At 74.1% G+C, this 15,616-nt stretch carries 12 protein-coding genes and 1 riboswitch; of the genes, 5 read left to right on the top strand and 7 right to left on the bottom strand.

Annotation, left to right across the window (positions count from 1 at the left end):
• The 3 genes from PAI11_RS27380 to PAI11_RS16005 all read left to right on the top strand — a co-directional run.
• A partial coding sequence (locus PAI11_RS27380; RefSeq protein WP_040600615.1) for a hypothetical protein occupies window positions 1-470 on the top strand: 470 nt, incomplete at its 5' end.
• 54 nt (window positions 471-524) lie between these two features.
• On the top strand, window positions 525-2,582 hold the full coding sequence (locus tag PAI11_RS16000) for a thioredoxin domain-containing protein (RefSeq protein WP_007576628.1): 2,058 nt from the start codon (window positions 525-527) through the stop codon (window positions 2,580-2,582).
• Between the two features lie 156 nt (window positions 2,583-2,738).
• Window positions 2,739-3,425 (top strand): hypothetical protein, encoded by a 687-nt coding sequence (locus PAI11_RS16005; RefSeq protein WP_138974362.1) that lies wholly within the window; start codon window positions 2,739-2,741, stop codon window positions 3,423-3,425.
• A gap of 66 nt (window positions 3,426-3,491) precedes the next feature.
• Here PAI11_RS16005 and PAI11_RS16010 read toward each other — a convergent pair whose 3' ends face one another.
• The 6 genes from PAI11_RS16010 to PAI11_RS16035 all read right to left on the bottom strand — a co-directional run bounded on the left by PAI11_RS16010 (window position 3,492) and on the right by PAI11_RS16035 (window position 12,031).
• Window positions 3,492-4,829 (bottom strand): glutamine synthetase family protein, encoded by a 1,338-nt coding sequence (locus tag PAI11_RS16010; protein ID WP_040600617.1) that lies wholly within the window; start codon window positions 4,827-4,829, stop codon window positions 3,492-3,494.
• Window positions 4,830-4,894: 65 nt separating this feature from the next.
• On the bottom strand, window positions 4,895-5,278 hold the full coding sequence (locus tag PAI11_RS16015; RefSeq protein WP_007576634.1) for a winged helix-turn-helix transcriptional regulator: 384 nt from the start codon (window positions 5,276-5,278) through the stop codon (window positions 4,895-4,897).
• A 142-nt stretch (window positions 5,279-5,420) separates the two neighbouring features.
• Window positions 5,421-5,972, bottom strand: coding sequence for a carboxymuconolactone decarboxylase family protein (locus PAI11_RS16020; protein ID WP_244406557.1), 552 nt, complete (start codon window positions 5,970-5,972; stop codon window positions 5,421-5,423).
• Between the two features lie 808 nt (window positions 5,973-6,780).
• Complete coding sequence (locus PAI11_RS16025; RefSeq protein ID WP_138974363.1) at window positions 6,781-7,281, bottom strand: hypothetical protein; 501 nt, start codon at window positions 7,279-7,281, stop codon at window positions 6,781-6,783.
• A gap of 5 nt (window positions 7,282-7,286) precedes the next feature.
• Window positions 7,287-7,431: riboswitch (cyclic di-AMP (ydaO/yuaA leader) on the bottom strand.
• A 190-nt stretch (window positions 7,432-7,621) separates the two neighbouring features.
• Complete coding sequence (locus tag PAI11_RS28175) at window positions 7,622-11,317, bottom strand: DNA polymerase III subunit alpha (protein ID WP_244406558.1); 3,696 nt, start codon at window positions 11,315-11,317, stop codon at window positions 7,622-7,624.
• A 114-nt stretch (window positions 11,318-11,431) separates the two neighbouring features.
• Window positions 11,432-12,031 carry a DJ-1/PfpI family protein gene (locus tag PAI11_RS16035; protein WP_040600624.1) on the bottom strand — a complete coding sequence of 200 codons (600 nt, stop codon included), beginning with the start codon at window positions 12,029-12,031 and terminating at the stop codon, window positions 11,432-11,434.
• Between the two features lie 135 nt (window positions 12,032-12,166).
• On the opposite strand from PAI11_RS16035, the gene PAI11_RS25545 reads away from it, so the two are divergent.
• Window positions 12,167-13,162, top strand: coding sequence for a GlxA family transcriptional regulator (locus PAI11_RS25545; protein WP_170320740.1), 996 nt, complete (start codon window positions 12,167-12,169; stop codon window positions 13,160-13,162).
• A 1,345-nt stretch (window positions 13,163-14,507) separates the two neighbouring features.
• Here the strand turns inward: PAI11_RS25545 and PAI11_RS16040 are convergent.
• Window positions 14,508-14,786 (bottom strand): hypothetical protein, encoded by a 279-nt coding sequence (locus PAI11_RS16040; protein ID WP_007576643.1) that lies wholly within the window; start codon window positions 14,784-14,786, stop codon window positions 14,508-14,510.
• A 180-nt stretch (window positions 14,787-14,966) separates the two neighbouring features.
• Here PAI11_RS16040 and PAI11_RS16045 point away from each other — a divergent pair, with 180 nt between their 5' ends.
• The gene (locus PAI11_RS16045; RefSeq protein ID WP_007576645.1) at window positions 14,967-15,593 is read left to right on the top strand and encodes a DUF47 domain-containing protein; all 627 of its coding nucleotides are present in this window, start codon (window positions 14,967-14,969) and stop codon (window positions 15,591-15,593) included.
• Window positions 15,594-15,616 lie beyond the last annotated feature (23 nt).

Genomic DNA, 15,616 nt, shown 5'->3' on the forward strand with positions numbered 1-15,616 from the left:
GCGCCGCCCGCCTGCCGCCGGCGTCGGCGCGCGAGCTCGGGCGCACGTCGCGGGCGCGCGCCCGGGCCGTCGCCCGCCTGACGACCGCCGACGCCGCCGTCGCCGTCGTCCGCCGGCTGATCCTGTCGCTGGACCTCGAGGACCTCCTGTCCGACCAGCCGCTGCCGTCGTTCCGGGTCGCCGGGCTGCGCAGCGGCTACGCGCGGATGGGTCGCGACGCGGTCCTCCTGCGGCGCTACGGCTACGTCCCCGGAACCGCCGTCAGCGGCGACGTCGGCGACGGCAGGACGACGGTCGTCCGGGTCCGCGGACGCGGCCTGCGGGCCGGCTCGTACCGGATCCCCAACCCGCTGAACGATCCCGAGTCGCTGCTCGGGGCGATGGGCATCGACCCCGAGGCGGTCGAGCTGCTGGAGCCGTCGTCGGTGCGCGCGATCGAGCGGCTGACCGGCCCGTCGCGGCGCCGCTGAGCCGCGCGGCCCCGCGCGCGAGCCGGGCCGCGAACTCTGCAAGGCTCCACGGCGATGCCCAACGCCCTGGCCGCGGAGACCTCGCCCTACCTGCTCCAGCACGCCGAGAACCCGGTCGACTGGCTGCCGTGGGGCCCCGAGGCGCTGGAGCGGGCGCGCCGCGAGGACAAGCCGCTGCTGGTCTCGATCGGCTACAGCGCCTGCCACTGGTGCCACGTGATGGCCCACGAGTCGTTCGAGGACCCGGCGACCGCGTCGGTGATGAACGCCCACTTCGTCTGCGTCAAGGTCGACCGCGAGGAGCGCCCGGACGTCGACGCGATCTGCATGGAGGCGGTCCAGGCGATCACCGGCCAGGGTGGCTGGCCGCTGAACGTCTTCCTGACACCCGAGCAGCAGCCGATCCACGGCGGCACCTACTTCCCGCCGCAGCCGCGCCAGGGCATGCCGTCATGGCGGATGGTGCTCGATGCCGTCGCCGAGGCGTGGCGCGAGCGCTCGGGCGAGATCCGCGAGCAGCTGTCCGACGTCGCCGACCGGCTCTCGGGCGCCTCGCGCCTGACGCCGGCCGACGCCGTTCCCGGCCCGGAGCTGCTGGACGCCGCGGTCCGCGGCCTCGGCGAGCGCTACGACAGCGTCCAGGGCGGGTTCGGCGGGGCGCCGAAGTTCCCGCCCCACCCGTCGCTGCTGTTCCTGCTCCAGCGGGCCGCCGACGAGCGGCCCGGCGAGGACTCCGGCACGGCCGGGCGGGCGGCGGCGATGGCCCGCCACACGCTCCGCTCGATGGCCTCGGGCGGGATCAACGACCAGATCGGCGGCGGCTTCGCCCGCTACGCGGTCGACGGCACCTGGACCGTCCCCCACTTCGAGAAGATGCTCTACGACAACGCCCTGCTGGCGCGGGCCTACGTCGAGGGATTCCGGCTGTGGGGCGACGAGCGGCTGCGCGAGACCGCCGAGCGGACCCTCGCCTTCCTCGCCGACGAGCTGCGCGGTCCCGAGGGCGGCTTCCTCTCGGCGCTCGACGCCGACAGCGAGGGCGTCGAGGGTCGGTTCTACGTCTGGACCCCGGAGCAGGTCCGCGCGGCGCTCTCTTCGGCCGACGCCGAGGCGGCGATCGCCTGGCTCGGCGTCACCGAGCACGGCAACTTCGAGGACGGCGCGACCGTGCTCGAGGATCGCGGCGAGCGACCGGACGACGAGACGGTCGCGCGGATCCGGGCCGGGCTGCTGGCCGCGCGATCGCAGCGGATCCGTCCGGGGACCGACGACAAGCGCGTCGCCGGCTGGAACGGCCTGGCGATCCACGCCTTCGCCGAGGCGTCCGCGGTGCTCGGGCGCGAGGACCTGCTGGAGGTCGCCCGCCGGGCGGCGGCGTTCGTGCGGCGGGACCTGACCGTCGACGGGCGGCTGCGGCGCACCTGGTCGGACCGGGAGACCGCGGGCGCTGACACGAGCGGCCACGGCGGCCGGGCGCGGCATGCGGCGGTGCTCGAGGACCACGGCTTCCTGCTGGAGGCCGCGGTGGCGCTGTTCGAGGCCGGCGGGGACCCCGAGGACCTGGCCTGGGCGCGCGAGCTGGCGGACACGATCCTGAACCGCTTCGCCGACCCCGAGCGCGGCGCGTTCTTCGCGACCGCCGACGACGCCGAGGCGCTGCTGGTGCGGCGCAAGGAGCTCGACGACGCGCCGATCCCGTCCGGCGGCGCGTCGGCCTCTCGCGGGCTGCTGCGGCTGGCCGCCCTGACCGGCGAGGCCCGCTACGCCGATGCGGCCGACGGCTGGCTGCGGCTGGCGGCCACGGTCGCCGAGCGGATCCCGCAGGCGGTCGCCTACGCCCTGCTGGCGCTGGACGAGCGCCACCGTCCCCCGCGCGAGGTGGCGATCGTCGGCCCGCCGGCCGCCCGCGCGGCGTTGGTCGCGGTCGTCCGCGAGCGCTCGCGGCCCGGCCTGGTGCTGGCCGTCGGCGACGGCCTCGACGACCGTGGCGTGGCCCTGCTGCGCGGTCGGCCGACGGTCGACGGCCAGGCCACGGCGTACGTCTGCGAGCGATTCTCGTGCCGCGCGCCGGTGACGGAACCGGACGCCCTGCGGGCGGCGTTGGCGGGCTGAGACAGTCTCCCGGGACGGCGGTCTGCGGCGTCTCAACGGCCCGTCCAGCGACGTGAAGGGATCAGCGCCCGCGCCTCAGCGAGCGGGTAGGGTCCTCCGACGCGGCGCCAAAGCAGCCCCGCAGCAGTCCCATCACATCCCCCTCCCAGGAGCACCATGCAGCTTCGCACCATGCTCGTGGCCGTCGCCCCAGCCGCCGCCCTCGCGGTCGGCGTTCCGGCGACCGCCTCCGCCGCGACCATCGCGCCGACCAAGGCCTGCTACACCAACGTCCCGACCAAGCAGTCGGAGAACATCACCTTCACGATCTCGGGTGGCACGCCCGGCGGTCGCTTTCAGGTGGCGGTTGAGAGCTACGGCGTCCTCAGCGGCAACTTCGACGGCGCCGGCAACGCGACCCCGACGCTCTCCGGCAAGTTCGGCATGGGCACGATCGGCCCCGTCAGCGGCAAGACCTTCCCGGTCACCCTGACCGAGTACACCGCCGGCGGCCCGGCCGTGACCGGCACCACCACGGTCAAGGCGACCAACGCCGCGCTCGACATCGCCCGCAAGCCGACGAACCCGTTCCGCACGCGGACGTGGCGGGTCTCCGGCCTCAGCCCGCTGTTCGGCGGCGGGCGGCTCTACGCCTCGTACGTCAACGGCAAGGGCTCGAGCAGCAAGGTCGTCAAGCGCGTCCGGCTCGGCAGCCCGAACGCCTGCGGCTACCTGAAGGTCAAGCGGCTGCTGCCCCCGAAGCGCGCCTACCGCACCTGGACCGTGTTCGTCCACGTCGGCCCCTCGCTCGACAAGAACAAGTCGCTGGCCTTCAACTTCCGCACCTTCAAGCGGTACTACTAGGACGCTCCGCCCCGCGCCCTTCGCGTCCGGTTGCGGCCGGACGCGGGAGCGCGGGCGCGCCGCCCGCTACAGCACGGGCAGGTAGCGATCCAGCTCCCACCGCGTGACCTGGACGCGGTAGTCCTCCCACTCCTCGCGCTTGATCTCCACGAAGCGGTCGAGGGTGTGCTCGCCGAGCGCCCGCAGCACCAACTCGGACTCGGCCGCCAGCTCGACGGCCTCGCCCAGCGTCTCGGGCAGCTGCTCGATCCCCAGCCGCCGGCGGTCGTCCGGCGACAGGTGGTAGAGGTTGCGCTCCATCGGCTCGGGCAGCTCGTAGCCGCGCTCGATCCCGTCCAGGCCCGCGTGCAGCAGCAGCGCGAAGACCAGGTAGGGGTTGCAGGCCGGATCGGGGCAGCGCAGCTCCATCCGCGTGGCCTGCTCCTTGCCCGGGTGGTAGAGCGGGACCCGGACCAGGGCCGAGCGATTGCGACGCGACCAGGCGACGTAGACCGGGGCCTCGTAGCCGGGCGCGAGCCGCTTGTAGCTGTTGACCCACTGGGCGAAGACGGCCGACATCTCGCGCGCGTGGCGCAGCTGGCCGGCGATGAACGCCTTGCCGATGTCGGACAGGAAGAAGCGGTCGTTCTCGTCGTAGAACGCGTTGCGCCCGTCGCGGAAGAGCGACAGGTGGGTGTGCATGCCCGACCCGTTCTCGCCGGTCAGCGGCTTGGGCATGAAGGTCGCGTGCCAGCCGTGCTGCATCGCGATCTCCTTGACCGTCAGCCGGTAGGTCATGCAGTCGTCGGCCATCTTCAACGCGTCGGCGTAGCGGATGTCGATCTCGTGCTGCGACGGGCCACCCTCGTGATGGCTGTACTCGACCTTCATCCCCATCGCCTCGAGCGCCAGGGCGGTGTCGCGGCGGACGTCCGATCCGGCGTCGAGCGCGGTCAGGTCGAAGTAGCCGCCCTCGTCGAGCGGCTCCGGCTCGCGGCTGTCCTTGAAGAGGAAGTACTCCAGCTCGGGCCCGACGTTGAAGCTGTCGAAGCCCATCTCCTGCATCCGCTTGATCGCGCGACGGAGGATGTAGCGCGGATCGCCCTCGTAGGGGGTCCGCTCGGGGGTGTGGACGTCGCAGAACATCCGCGCGACGCCTTCCTCCTTGGGCGTCCACGGCAGGACCGCGAAGGTCGACGCGTCGGGGACGGCGATCATGTCCGACTCCTCGACGGCGTTGAAGCCGGTGATCGAGGAGCCATCGAAGCCCATCCCGCCCTCGAACGCGTCGTCGAGCTCGGTCGAGTTGACCGAGAAGGACTTCAGCTGCCCGAGGATGTCGGTGAACCACATCCGTACGAAGCGGATGTCGTGCTCCGCCACGAGGCGCTTGACGTCCTCAGGGGTGCGCGGGGTGTCGGCCACGGTGTCGTTCGCTCCTGCGGGAAGGTCGGGACGCGCGCCCGATCGGCTCGCGCGCACGCTGGAGGCTAGCCGAGCGGAGCGGCGGGACCCTTCGCCGCTGGGACATCTTCGGCCATCCAACGCTGTCCCCAGCGCTCCAGGGCGTCGACGACCGGCTCCAGGGCGCGGCCCTTGGCGGTCAGCTCGTACTGCACCCGCAGCGGTGGGCCGGGGCTGACGGTGCGCGCGACGACGCCGGCCATCTCCAGCTCCTTCATCCGCTGGGAGAGCACGCGATCGGAGAGCCCGGGGACCGCGACGGCGATCTCACTGAACCGCTGCGGCCCCTCGCCGAGCAAGACCGCGACGATCGCCCCGGTCCAGCGACGGCCGATCAGCTCGACCGCGAGGTGGTAGTGCGGGCAGCAGCCGCGGTCCTCGTCCAGTTGCTCGTCGTCCCCGGCGATCATCGAGACCCCTTCCCCACGCTGCAGATCCTACGGTCGGTCCAGGCGGCTGGCGTTCGTCCGTCGCCGAGCGGCTGGCGAACGCGGCGACGGGCGCGCCGGAGGCCGCCCGGATCCGGGCGGCCTCCGGGCAGCGACCCGACGGTCAGGCAGCGCGCAGCTGGCGCGACTCCTCCATCGAGCCGTCGACGGGCACGTCGCCGGCGATGTTGACCAGGGCCGAGAAGACCTCGACCGAGGCGTAGGCGATCGCCTCGAGCAGCTCCTCCTCGGTCCAGCCGAGCTCGAGCGCCTCCTCCTGGAGGGCTGCGGGCGGCTGGCTGCGGCGCTGCAGCAGATGACCGATGTAGCGCAGCAGGACGTCCTGCTTCTCGTCGGCGGAGTGGAACTCGCGGGCGAGCTGGACCTCGTCGATCCCAAGGCCCGCGACCCGCGCGGTGCGGCTGTGCATCTTCAGCCCCGGCGTCGAGCGGAAGTGCTCGGCGACGGCGAGCGACAGCCGCTCCTTCGTCGGGGTGGCGAGCCTGCCGTGGCGGAGCTCGTTGCGGAACCGCGCGTATCCGCGCAGCGCCGCCGGCGAGCCCGCGAGCACGCCGACCAGGTTGGGGAGCTGTCCGGCCGAGTGCAGCGCCCCCTTCAGCACCGGGAGCGAGCCCTCAGGGGCCGACAGGTCGTCGTGGATGGTGAAACGGCTCATCGCGTTGGGCATGCGCGACCTTCCAGCAGGGTCGTTATTCGTGCTTCAACAAGTGAAGTGACTTACTGATGATTAGTGTAGGCGGCGCTCCCCTGGTATGCAAGTACCCAAGCGTGCGAGATCGCACACGGGTCGACTGAGATCGTGCGGCGGGGCAGGTGGGTGGGTGTTCGGGCGCGACGGGGCGGGGCGGCCGGTGGCAGGACGGCGAAGCCGGTGTGAGACGCCAAACCCCCGGCCGGAGGCTCGGCCCTGGCGTCCTATGCGCGTGGAGCATGCAGGAGGCGCCAGGGCCCCGCGGGATCCGGGACCCTGGCGCGTGAGGCAGGTCGCCGTGGCAGAGGCGGAGCATCACTCCGGGTGCCGGCGAGCGAGCACGGCGGGCCGCCCCGCAGCGCCCGCGGACGCCCAGATGCCGTCCGCCGAATCGGCGTCTCGCGCCGCGCCCGACCGCGAGGCGACGAGACGACGCCCCAGCGACGCCCGATCGTCACCTCACCCTCGAGCCGTCACCGAGGCGACGAGACGACGCCCCAGCGACGCCCGATCGTCACCTCACCCTCGAGCCGTCACCGAGACGACGATTCGCGGCCGCCCTCGCCCCGCTCCGCGCCGCGGGCGGATGTGAGGCGTTCGTAGACCGAGGAGGTCGTCGCCGGGAAGCGAGAGCTGTGCGCCAGCACTGCCGAGCCGAAATGGGCCCACCGCGAGTGGATGCGACGTGTTCGTAGACCGAGCAGGTCGGTGCGGACGAGCGAGAGCCGTACGCAGTACTGCCGAGCGATGGCCGTGCCGAGATGCGAAGCGTCTACGGACGCGTCGCGCCACTCGCCACGTGGTGCACGACGGAGGCGTCCGACGTGGTCGCGGCGGCGAGCACGAGGAAGAGGCCGAGCAGCGCGGCGTAGAGGAGCAGCTTCTCCGGCCGGGCGACCGGGCTGCTGGTGCGGCGACGCGCCGGGCGACGGTTGCCGGGGCGGCGGGCGACGGAGGTGCCGACCTCGCGGGAGCGCTCACGGGCACGGCGGTCGCGCTCGCGCTCGATCCGGTGCCGCTCGTCCCCGCGCTCCTCGTTGCTGAACGGCGACTCGTCGACCCACTGGTACTCGACGGCGTCGGGACGGCGCTGACGGGCGCGACGCTGCTGGGCCGCGGCACGGGCCGCGGCGGCACGACGGCGACGGGCAGCGGCGGTCGCCCCCAACTCGTCGTCGAGGCGCACACGCTCGTCCAGGACACGTCGGCGCGGAGCGCTGTGACGGTAGTCCTGCGCGTCAGCCCACCAGGGTTGGTCGCGATCGTTCGCCATGGTCGTAAGTCCTCCGAGAGCGCTTACGGGGTTAGCTGTCGGACTCGCGCTGGAGTGCGCTACGGCCTGGGCCGATTCGCCCCAATACTTGGGTCCCCCGCTTTCCGGACGCCGGCGGCAGGCGTGATTCCGGAAACTCAGCGTTGCGGGCAGGATAGCAGCGTGGGCGGCGACTGCACAACGCGTTCCCCATGACGGGCAGTCTGCACGATTCCTTGCAGGAGCAGGAAGTTCTTGTGTACCCGGGTCGTTTCGTGAGACGTACGCGCGCGTACGACGCGCGTGACGCGCGTCCGGGATCCGTTGTTCGGGAAGCGCCCGGTCGCACGTGGATCGCCGTTCAGCGGCCGCCCCTCCCCCGCCCGAAGTGCATGACGTCGGGCGCCACCGCGCGGAACCCGCCCGGCCGCGGGCGCGGGCCGACCGGCGGCCGGCCGGCAGGCGCCACCCCACCGCCAACGGCGATCAGGCCGGGTTCCTGCTCCTGCTCCTGCTGCCGGCGCTGCAGCTCCTCGGGCGTCAGGGCGTGCAGCTTGCGGACGGTCGCCGCCGTCTCGGCCGTCAGCTCGTCGAGGGGGCGGATCCGCTTGATGAGGACGTTGATCTGCCCGCCGCCGGCCTTCAGGCGCTCCAGCCGCCCCTCGGCGACCACCAGCGGCTCCGTCCGCACCGCCAGCCGGTCGCGCAGGTAGACCGACGGCGGCACGACCAGGTTGATCGTCCCCAGCTCGTCCTCCAGCAGCAGGAAGGTGACGCCCTTGGCGCTGCCGGGCCGCTGCCGGGCCAGGACCAGCCCCGCGACCTGCACGGTCCGACCGTGGGGGACGCGCTTCAGGTCCTCGCTGATCAGCACCCCGTGCGGTGCAACCTGGGACCGCAGCAGCCCCATCGGATGCGCGCCGGTGGTCAGGCCGGTGGTGGCGTAGTCGGCGATCAGCCGATCCCACGCGGTCAGGCCCTCCAGCTGCGGGTCGCGGGCGGCGCCGTCGGCCTGCAGCTCGAGCGCCAGCTGGGTGCCGGACGCGACCACGCGGCCCGGGGTCAGGACGCCCAGCTGCCAGAGCGCCGCCCGCCGGCGACGGGCCTCCGGCACCGAAGCCTGACCCTCGACTCCAGCCTCAGCGACGAGCTCATCGCAGGCACCGGCCCAGGCCAGGTGCTCGAGCGACGCGGTACTGACCCCCAGCCGGGTGACGAGGTCGCCGAGCGAGCTCCAGGGGCCGTTGGCGCGCCGCTCCGCGACCAGCGCGGCGACCTCGTCGCGCTGGACCCCCTTGACGTAGGCCAGGCCGATCCGGATCGCCCGGTCCCCGGTCACGGTGCACTCGGCGTCGCTGCGGCGGACGTCGGGCGGCAGCACCCTGATCTTGCGCCGCTGGGCCTCGTGGATCAGCGCGTCGGGCGGGTAGAAGCCCATCGGCTGCTCGTTCAGCAGCGCGCAGAGGAACTCGAGCGGGTGATGGACCCGCAGCCAGGTCGACTGGTAGGCCAGCAGGCCGAAGGCGACCGCGTGGGCCTTGGGGAAGCCGAAGCCGGAGAAGCCCTTGACCATCCCCCACACCTGCTCGGCCAGCTCCCGCGGGACGCCGTGCTTCGCCATCGCCCCCCGGACGAAGTCCTCGTGCCCGGCCTCCATCGCCTCGTCCGAGCGCTTGCGGCTCATCGCCCGCCGCACCGCCTCGGCCTGGGCGGGGCCGAAGCCGGCGAACTCGCGGGAGATCTCGACCACCTGGTCCTGGAAGAGGATCGTGCCGAGGGTCTGCTTCAGCGGCTCCTCCAGCGAGGGGTGCAGGACCGGCGGCCGGTAGCGCCGCTCCGGCGGCACGCCCCGCTTCTGCTCGGCGCGGATCCGCTGCTTGCGCTCGATGTAGGGGTTGACCGCCCCGCCCTGGATCGGCCCCGGCCGGACGATCGCCACCTGGATCGTCAGGTCCTCCAGGTTCTCGGGCAGGGTACGCAGCAGCGACCCCATCTGGGCGCGGCTCTCGATCTGGAAGACGCCGGTCGTCTCCGCCCTCTGAATCGCCTCGTACGTCTGCCGATCGTCGAGCGGCACCCGCGCCAGGTCGAACGGGTCGTCCGGTTCCCGCTTGGCGGAGATCAGCTCGACGCAGCGCTCGACGCAGGAGAGCATCCCCAGCCCCAGCAGGTCGATCTTGGCGAAGCGGGCGTCGGAGCAGGAGTCCTTGTCCCACATGATCATCTGCCGGCCGTCCATCGCGGAGGGCACGACCGGGCAGCAGTCGATCAGCGGCTGGGTCGAGATGATCATCCCGCCGGGGTGCTGGGAGAGGTGACGCGGCAGCCCGTGGGCCATCGTCGCCAGCCGGGCCAGCCAGGCCCAGCGACCGGGCAGCCCGCGACCGGGGTCCTCCTCCGCGGGGATCCACGGCGGTTCCATGCCCGGCACGACCGGCGCCGGCGGCCCGAGCGCGACCGGCTCCCGCGGGAGCGATGACCCCTCGTCGTGGAGCGGAGCGTCGGCGTGCGGGGTGCGACCGTCGAGCGGCAGCCCGAGCGCCGAGGCGATGTCGTCGGCCACGCTCCGCCCCGACCAGCCCTCCGACCCGCGGGCGATCCGCTCCAGCTCGACCGCCGGCAGCCCGAGCGCCATCCCGAGGTCGCGGATCGCCCCGCGCGCGCGGTAGGTCGGGAAGGCCGCGACCAGCGCCGCCCGCTCCTGGCCGTACTCCCGGTTGACGCGCGGGATCAGGACCTCGCGGATGTCGCGCGGGAAGTCGAGGTCGATGTCGGGCAGCGTCTGCTCCAGATCGTCGTGCAGGAAGCGTCCGATCGAGAGCTGGTTGGCGATCGGGTCGACGTGCGAGAGCCCGGTCAGGTAGCAGACGATCGAGGAGACGCTCGACCCGCGACCGCGGCCGGGAGCCAGCAGCGCGCGCGCCGCCGCCGCGCCCCGGACCTCGTGCGCGACGTCGGCGGCCAGCTCGAGGATCTCGTGGTGGAGGTGGAAGAACCCGGAGAGGCGGAGCTTCGCGATCAGGTCCAGCTCCTCCTCCAGCCGGGCACGGGCCTGGCGGCGGATGTCGGCCGGCGACCGGTCGTCCCTGGCCCCGAGCCAGATCCGCTCGGGGGCGTACTTCTCCTCGAATCGGCCCCAGCAGGCGGCCGCGAGCTTCCGCGGCATCTCGGCGTCCTCCTGCCCCGGGTACTGGTAGCCGATGCTCGTCGTCAGGTCGAACTGCTTCAGCCGCTCGGCCAGCCGGACCGTCTCGGCCACGGCATCGGGCTGGTCCTCCAGCCGCTTGACCATCGCCCGCGGGCTGGCGAGGGCGTGGCTGTGGTTGCCGCGCCGCAGCGGCTCGGACGCGTCGAGGGTGGTGCGGTGACGGACGGCGACCAGCGCGTCCTGCAGCCGCGCCCGCTGGCGCGAGTGGGCGTGGACGTTGCCGGTGGCGACGCAGCGCAGGCCGAGCTTGCGCGCCAGCCGCGTGCGGGTGCGGGCGTGGTCGCGATCCCCGCGCAGGTAGCGGCGCTGCAGTTCGACGTAGAGGCCGTCGCGCCCGAACGCCTCGAGCAGCGTCCGCAGGCCGGCCTCGTCCTCGATCCCGTGGTCGGCGCAGCCGCTCAGGCAGATCAGGCCCTCGTGGCGGGCGAGGACGTCGGCGACGGTGACCCATGGCCGGCCGGCGGTCCGCTGCGGGTGGTCGCGGGTGTGGGCGTGGGCGTGGGTCAGGAGCCGGCAGAGGTTGGCCCATCCCCGCTGCTCCTGGACCAGCAGCGTCAGATGGCGAACGTGCGCCCGCTCCAGCTGCCAGTCGCCGACCACCCGACCGTCCCGCATCGGCGGCGGGGCGTCGACGACGGTGACCTCCGCCCCGTGGATCGCCTGGATCCCGGCCGCCTTGGCCGCCTGGGCGAACTCCATCGCCCCGGCGACGCCGTCGTGGTCGGTCAGCGCCAGCGCGTCGTACCCGAGCCGCTGCGCCGCCAGGACCAGCTCCTCCGGCTGCGACGCCCCGTCGAGGAACGAGTAGGCCGAGTGGCAGTGCAGCTCGGCGTAGGGCGCGGACGACACGAACGCATGTTCGCATCGCGACCGGACGGCGACGCCGGGCACCGAGCGGCCGAGCCCGTCGGCCCGCGAGATCGGGCACCGCCGCGCCCGATCCGCGCCGACCGACGCGAACGCCTACCCGCCCGCCGCCACCGCCTGCGGCACGTACTCCATCCGCAGCGCCCCGAACCGCGCCGCGTCCGGGCCGGAGAAGCGCTCGACCAGGCGCAGGGCGACGTCGAGGCCCGAGGTGACGCCGCCGCCGGTGACGACGTCGCCGTCGTCGACGACCCGCTCGTGGGGCCGGATGTCGGCGCCCGCGGCGGCCAGGTCGGCGAGCGCGATCCGGTGGGTGACCGCGGGCCGCCCCTCGAGCAGGCCGGCGCGGGCCAGCAGCATCGCGCCGGTGCAGACCGAGGCGATCACGCTGCCGGCGGCGTGGCGGGCGGCGATCGCGGCCGGCAGGACGCCGCGCTCGTGCTCGGCCCAGGTCCCGGCCGCGGCGCGCGCGGCCCAGCCGCCGCCCGGGACGAGCAGGACGTCGGGGGCGGCGGCCAGCTCGCCGTCGGGCAGCACCCGCAGGCCGTGGGTGGCGGTGACCGGCGCGCCCGGGTCGTGCTCGCCGGCGAGCACGACCAGCTCGCAGTCGAAGCCGGCGGCGGACAGGACCTCGAACGGCGCGATCGCGTCGAGCTCGTCGAATCCGTCGTAGATCAGGACCTGGGCGTGCGGCATGGGCCGATCCTCGCCCGCACCGGTGAACGCCGCCAGTGGCAGGAATGACCATGTACGTGATATTCCTGCCATGTGCCGCCGCCCGCCCCCGCTCCTTCGGCCCGGCCCGGCGGCCCGGCCCCGAAGGCGCCGCACCTGGTGGTCGCCCTCGTCCTGCCCGACGTCGTCCTGCTGGACCTGGCCGCCCCCTGCCACCTGTTCGGCCACGTCGGCCGCCCGCACTACGAGCTGCGCGTGGCGGCCGCCACGGCGTCCGCCGACGGATCCGGCGCGACGGATCGCGACGGATCGCCAGCGGTCCCGGTCGCCGGCGTCGGGATCACGCTCGGAACCGCCCACGGGCTCGAGGCCCTGGAGGACGCCGACACGATCGTCGTCCCCGGCTACGGCCGGGCGGCGACCGTCGCGCCGCCCGCCCCGGTCCTGGACGCCCTGCGCCGGGCCGCCGCCCGCGGCGCGCGCGTGATGTCGGTCTGCACCGGCGCCTTCGCCCTCGCCCACGCCGGCCTGCTCGACGGCCGCCGCGCGACGACCCACTGGCACGACGCCACCCGCCTCGCGACCCAGTTCCCCCGCGTCTCGGTCGACCCCGACGTGCTCTACGTCGACGAGGGCGCCGTGCTGACCAGCGCCGGCGTGGCCTCGGGGCTGGACCTGTGCCTGCACGTCGTGCGCCGCGATCTGGGCGCCGAGGTCGCGGCGACGATGGCCCGCCGGACGGTGGTGGCCCCGCACCGCGACGGCGGTCAGGCCCAGTTCATCCCGCGCCCGGTCGCGGCGCCGAGCCGCGGCGGGATCGACCTGGAGCGCACCCGCGGCTGGGCCCAGCGGCACCTGGATCAGCCGCTCGACGTGGCCACGCTCGCCCGCCACGCCCAGGTCAGCGAGCGGACGTTCGCCCGCCGCTTCCGGGACGAGACCGGCACCACGCCCGCCCGCTGGATCGCCCAGCAACGGATCGGCCTGGCCCGCGAGCTGCTCGAGCACGACGACCGCCCGATCGAAGCCGTCGCGACCGCCTGCGGCTTCGGCGACGCCGCGGTCCTGCGGGCGCACTTCGCCCGGATCGTCGGCACCACCCCGACGGCCTACCGCCGCAGCTTCCGCGGCGGGTCGGCCGCGTACGGATAAGCGAGCGCGGGCGACGGCGCAGTCGGGTCGCGCTTCCCAGACGCCGCCGGGCGGGAGCGTGCGGGCGGCCACGAGCCGCGAGAGCGACCGCAGTTCCTGATCGCGGAAGCCGACCCGCAGGCCGAGGGCCAGCTCGCCCTCGAAGCCGTCGGCGGTCGTGGTGGTGCGGTACTCGCGCTCGTCGACCCACCCCTCCTCCCGGGCTCGGCGGCCGAGCGCCCCCGCCGCGCGAGCGGCGCCGGCCGGGCGGCCACGGACCAGCGCGCCGACCAGGGCCCGCAGCTCGGCGGCCAGCTCGGGCCGGGTGAGATCCAGGCGCAGCTGGTAGTCGCGGCGGCGCGTCCCACCGTCGCCGATCGCCTGGCCCACGAGCCGCAGCTCGCGCGGGCGCAGGTCGCGATCGAGCACGAGCGTCACCGCCGGCTCGACCCGCAGCCCGCCACCGAGCTTCAGGCTCAGCGGCCCGGCCAGCTGCCCGGCGACCGACGCCGGCAGCGCCAGGCTGACCGTCGTCCGGCCGCTGCCGCGGTCGCGACTGCCCTCGCCACGCAGGCCGGCGATCGCGGTGCCCGACGCCTCGACGCCCAGCGGTCCCGAGACCGCGCCGGTGAGCGTGCCGTCGGCCCCGATCCGCACCCGCTCGGTCCGGGGCGGGCCGACCCCACGACGGGCGACCCGCTCGTCGCCACCGGGGAGCCCGGCCCGCCGCCAGGCCACGTAGCGGCGCAGGAAGCGCTCGCCGGCGGCGCGGTCGGGCAGCTCCCAGGTGTCGCCCCAGCCGCCGCGCAGCCGTGCCTCGACGCCCGCCGTCGCCTCGAGCGCGACCCCGCCCCCGCGACGGTCGGCGTCGACCAGGGCGCCGTCGCCCGCGGCTCGCCGGCCGAGCCCGAAGCGACCGCCGACCGACAGCCCCACGCCGGCTTCGAGATCGCGAAGGGCGGTGATCGCGACCGTGCCGTCGGAGCGCCGCTCGACGACCAGGCTCTCGCTGCCGCCGACGCGGAAGAGCAGGAAGCTGGCGCCGGAGGAGTGCGTCTGCTCGTCGCGCGCGATCAGGCACGGCTGCTGACGGTGGAAGCCCGCGCAGCCCTCGCCGCTGGCGACGCAGAGCGCCCGTCGCAGGCCCGAGTGGACGCCGTTGTAGATCGACGGCGCCCAGGCGAGGGCGCCGCCGGCCACCAGCAGCAGCGCGATCAACGCGACCAGCGCAGCGTGCTCGACGCTGGCCTGGCCGCGGTCGTCGTCGAGTCGCGATCGGGACACCGGACGAGCGTGCCGCCTGGCCCCGTGACGAAACCAGTCCCGATCGGTGCCGAGAGCACGGCGAACCCGTGCCGGAAGCGCGCTACCGCAGGCGCCACCACTGCCGGGGCCAGCGGGTCAGGTCGCAGAAGACCACGACCGCGCGGCCGCGAACGGTGACCACCTCCCACATCCGCCGCAGCAGCGGATCGTCGGCCCACCAGCGATCGTCCAGCAACCAGGTCTCGACGACCGCCTCGACCCGCTCGCCGTCGACGGCCAGCGGCCGCCCCGTGCGGTCGACCTGGACCCGGGCCGGACGCGGCTCGCCCAGCCGCCGCAGGACGCCGGCCGCAGCGCCCGCGCCCCGTCCGCCCCCCACCGATCGGGGCCGGCCGGAGCGCGGCGGACGGGGTCGATCCCCGGGCGCGGAGGGACGATCCCCGAACGACACGAACGGATGTTCGCATCCCGCCAGGACGCCCACGCGCAGCCCGTCGGCCCCCGCCACCGAACGCAAACCGCGCGGGAGCTTCACATGGTGATTACATGCCCTTCACGCATGGCTCGTCTGACGCAGATCATCACGGGGCGCGACACCACCTACTTCGACCTGTTCGAGGAGTCGGCCGCCAACGTGGTGCAGGCCGCCGAGCTGCTCGGCCGCTTCCTCCACGAGTTCCCCGACAACCCGGGGCTCGCCAAGGAGATCCAGACGGTCGAGAGCGACACCGACCGGATCACGCACGACATCGTCCAGCACCTCAACCAGACGTTCGTCACGCCGCTGGAGCGCGAGGACATCCTGGAGCTGGCCTCGGCGCTCGACGACATCGTCGACTACATCGACGAGAGCGCCGACCTGATCATGCTCTACAAGGTCGAGGCGGCGATGGACCAGGCCCACGGCCTCGGGGACATCCTGCTCGAGGCGACCCGGGCGCTGCAGCAGGCGATGCCGCGGCTGCGGACCTTCGGCGACATCCGCCACTTCACCGTCGAGGTCAACCGGCTGGAGAACGACGGCGATCGGCTGTCGCGGGCCGCGATCGCCGGCCTCTTCGACGGCGGGATCGACCCGATGGTCGTGATCCGCTGGAAGGACATCTTCGAGCACCTGGAGGAGGCGATCGACGCCTGCGAGCGCGTCGCCAGCATCCTCGAGGGCATCGTCATCAAGAACCGCTGACCGGCTTCCGAGCGCCTCCGATG

Origin of the sequence: Patulibacter medicamentivorans, assembly GCF_000240225.1 — a bacterium.
Taxonomy (GTDB): domain Bacteria; phylum Actinomycetota; class Thermoleophilia; order Solirubrobacterales; family Solirubrobacteraceae; genus Patulibacter; species Patulibacter medicamentivorans.

Coding starts and splice junctions, on each gene's coding strand:
- PAI11_RS16005 (WP_138974362.1), top strand. CDS start 2,739: ATGCAGCTTCGCACCATGCTCGTGGCCGTCGCCCCAGCCGCCGCCCTC.
- PAI11_RS16045 (WP_007576645.1), top strand. CDS start 14,967: ATGGCTCGTCTGACGCAGATCATCACGGGGCGCGACACCACCTACTTC.
- PAI11_RS16000 (WP_007576628.1), top strand. CDS start 525: ATGCCCAACGCCCTGGCCGCGGAGACCTCGCCCTACCTGCTCCAGCAC.
- PAI11_RS16015 (WP_007576634.1), bottom strand. CDS start 5,278: ATGATCGCCGGGGACGACGAGCAACTGGACGAGGACCGCGGCTGCTGC.
- PAI11_RS16025 (WP_138974363.1), bottom strand. CDS start 7,281: ATGGCGAACGATCGCGACCAACCCTGGTGGGCTGACGCGCAGGACTAC.
- PAI11_RS16035 (WP_040600624.1), bottom strand. CDS start 12,031: ATGCCGCACGCCCAGGTCCTGATCTACGACGGATTCGACGAGCTCGAC.
- PAI11_RS16020 (WP_244406557.1), bottom strand. CDS start 5,972: ATGAGCCGTTTCACCATCCACGACGACCTGTCGGCCCCTGAGGGCTCG.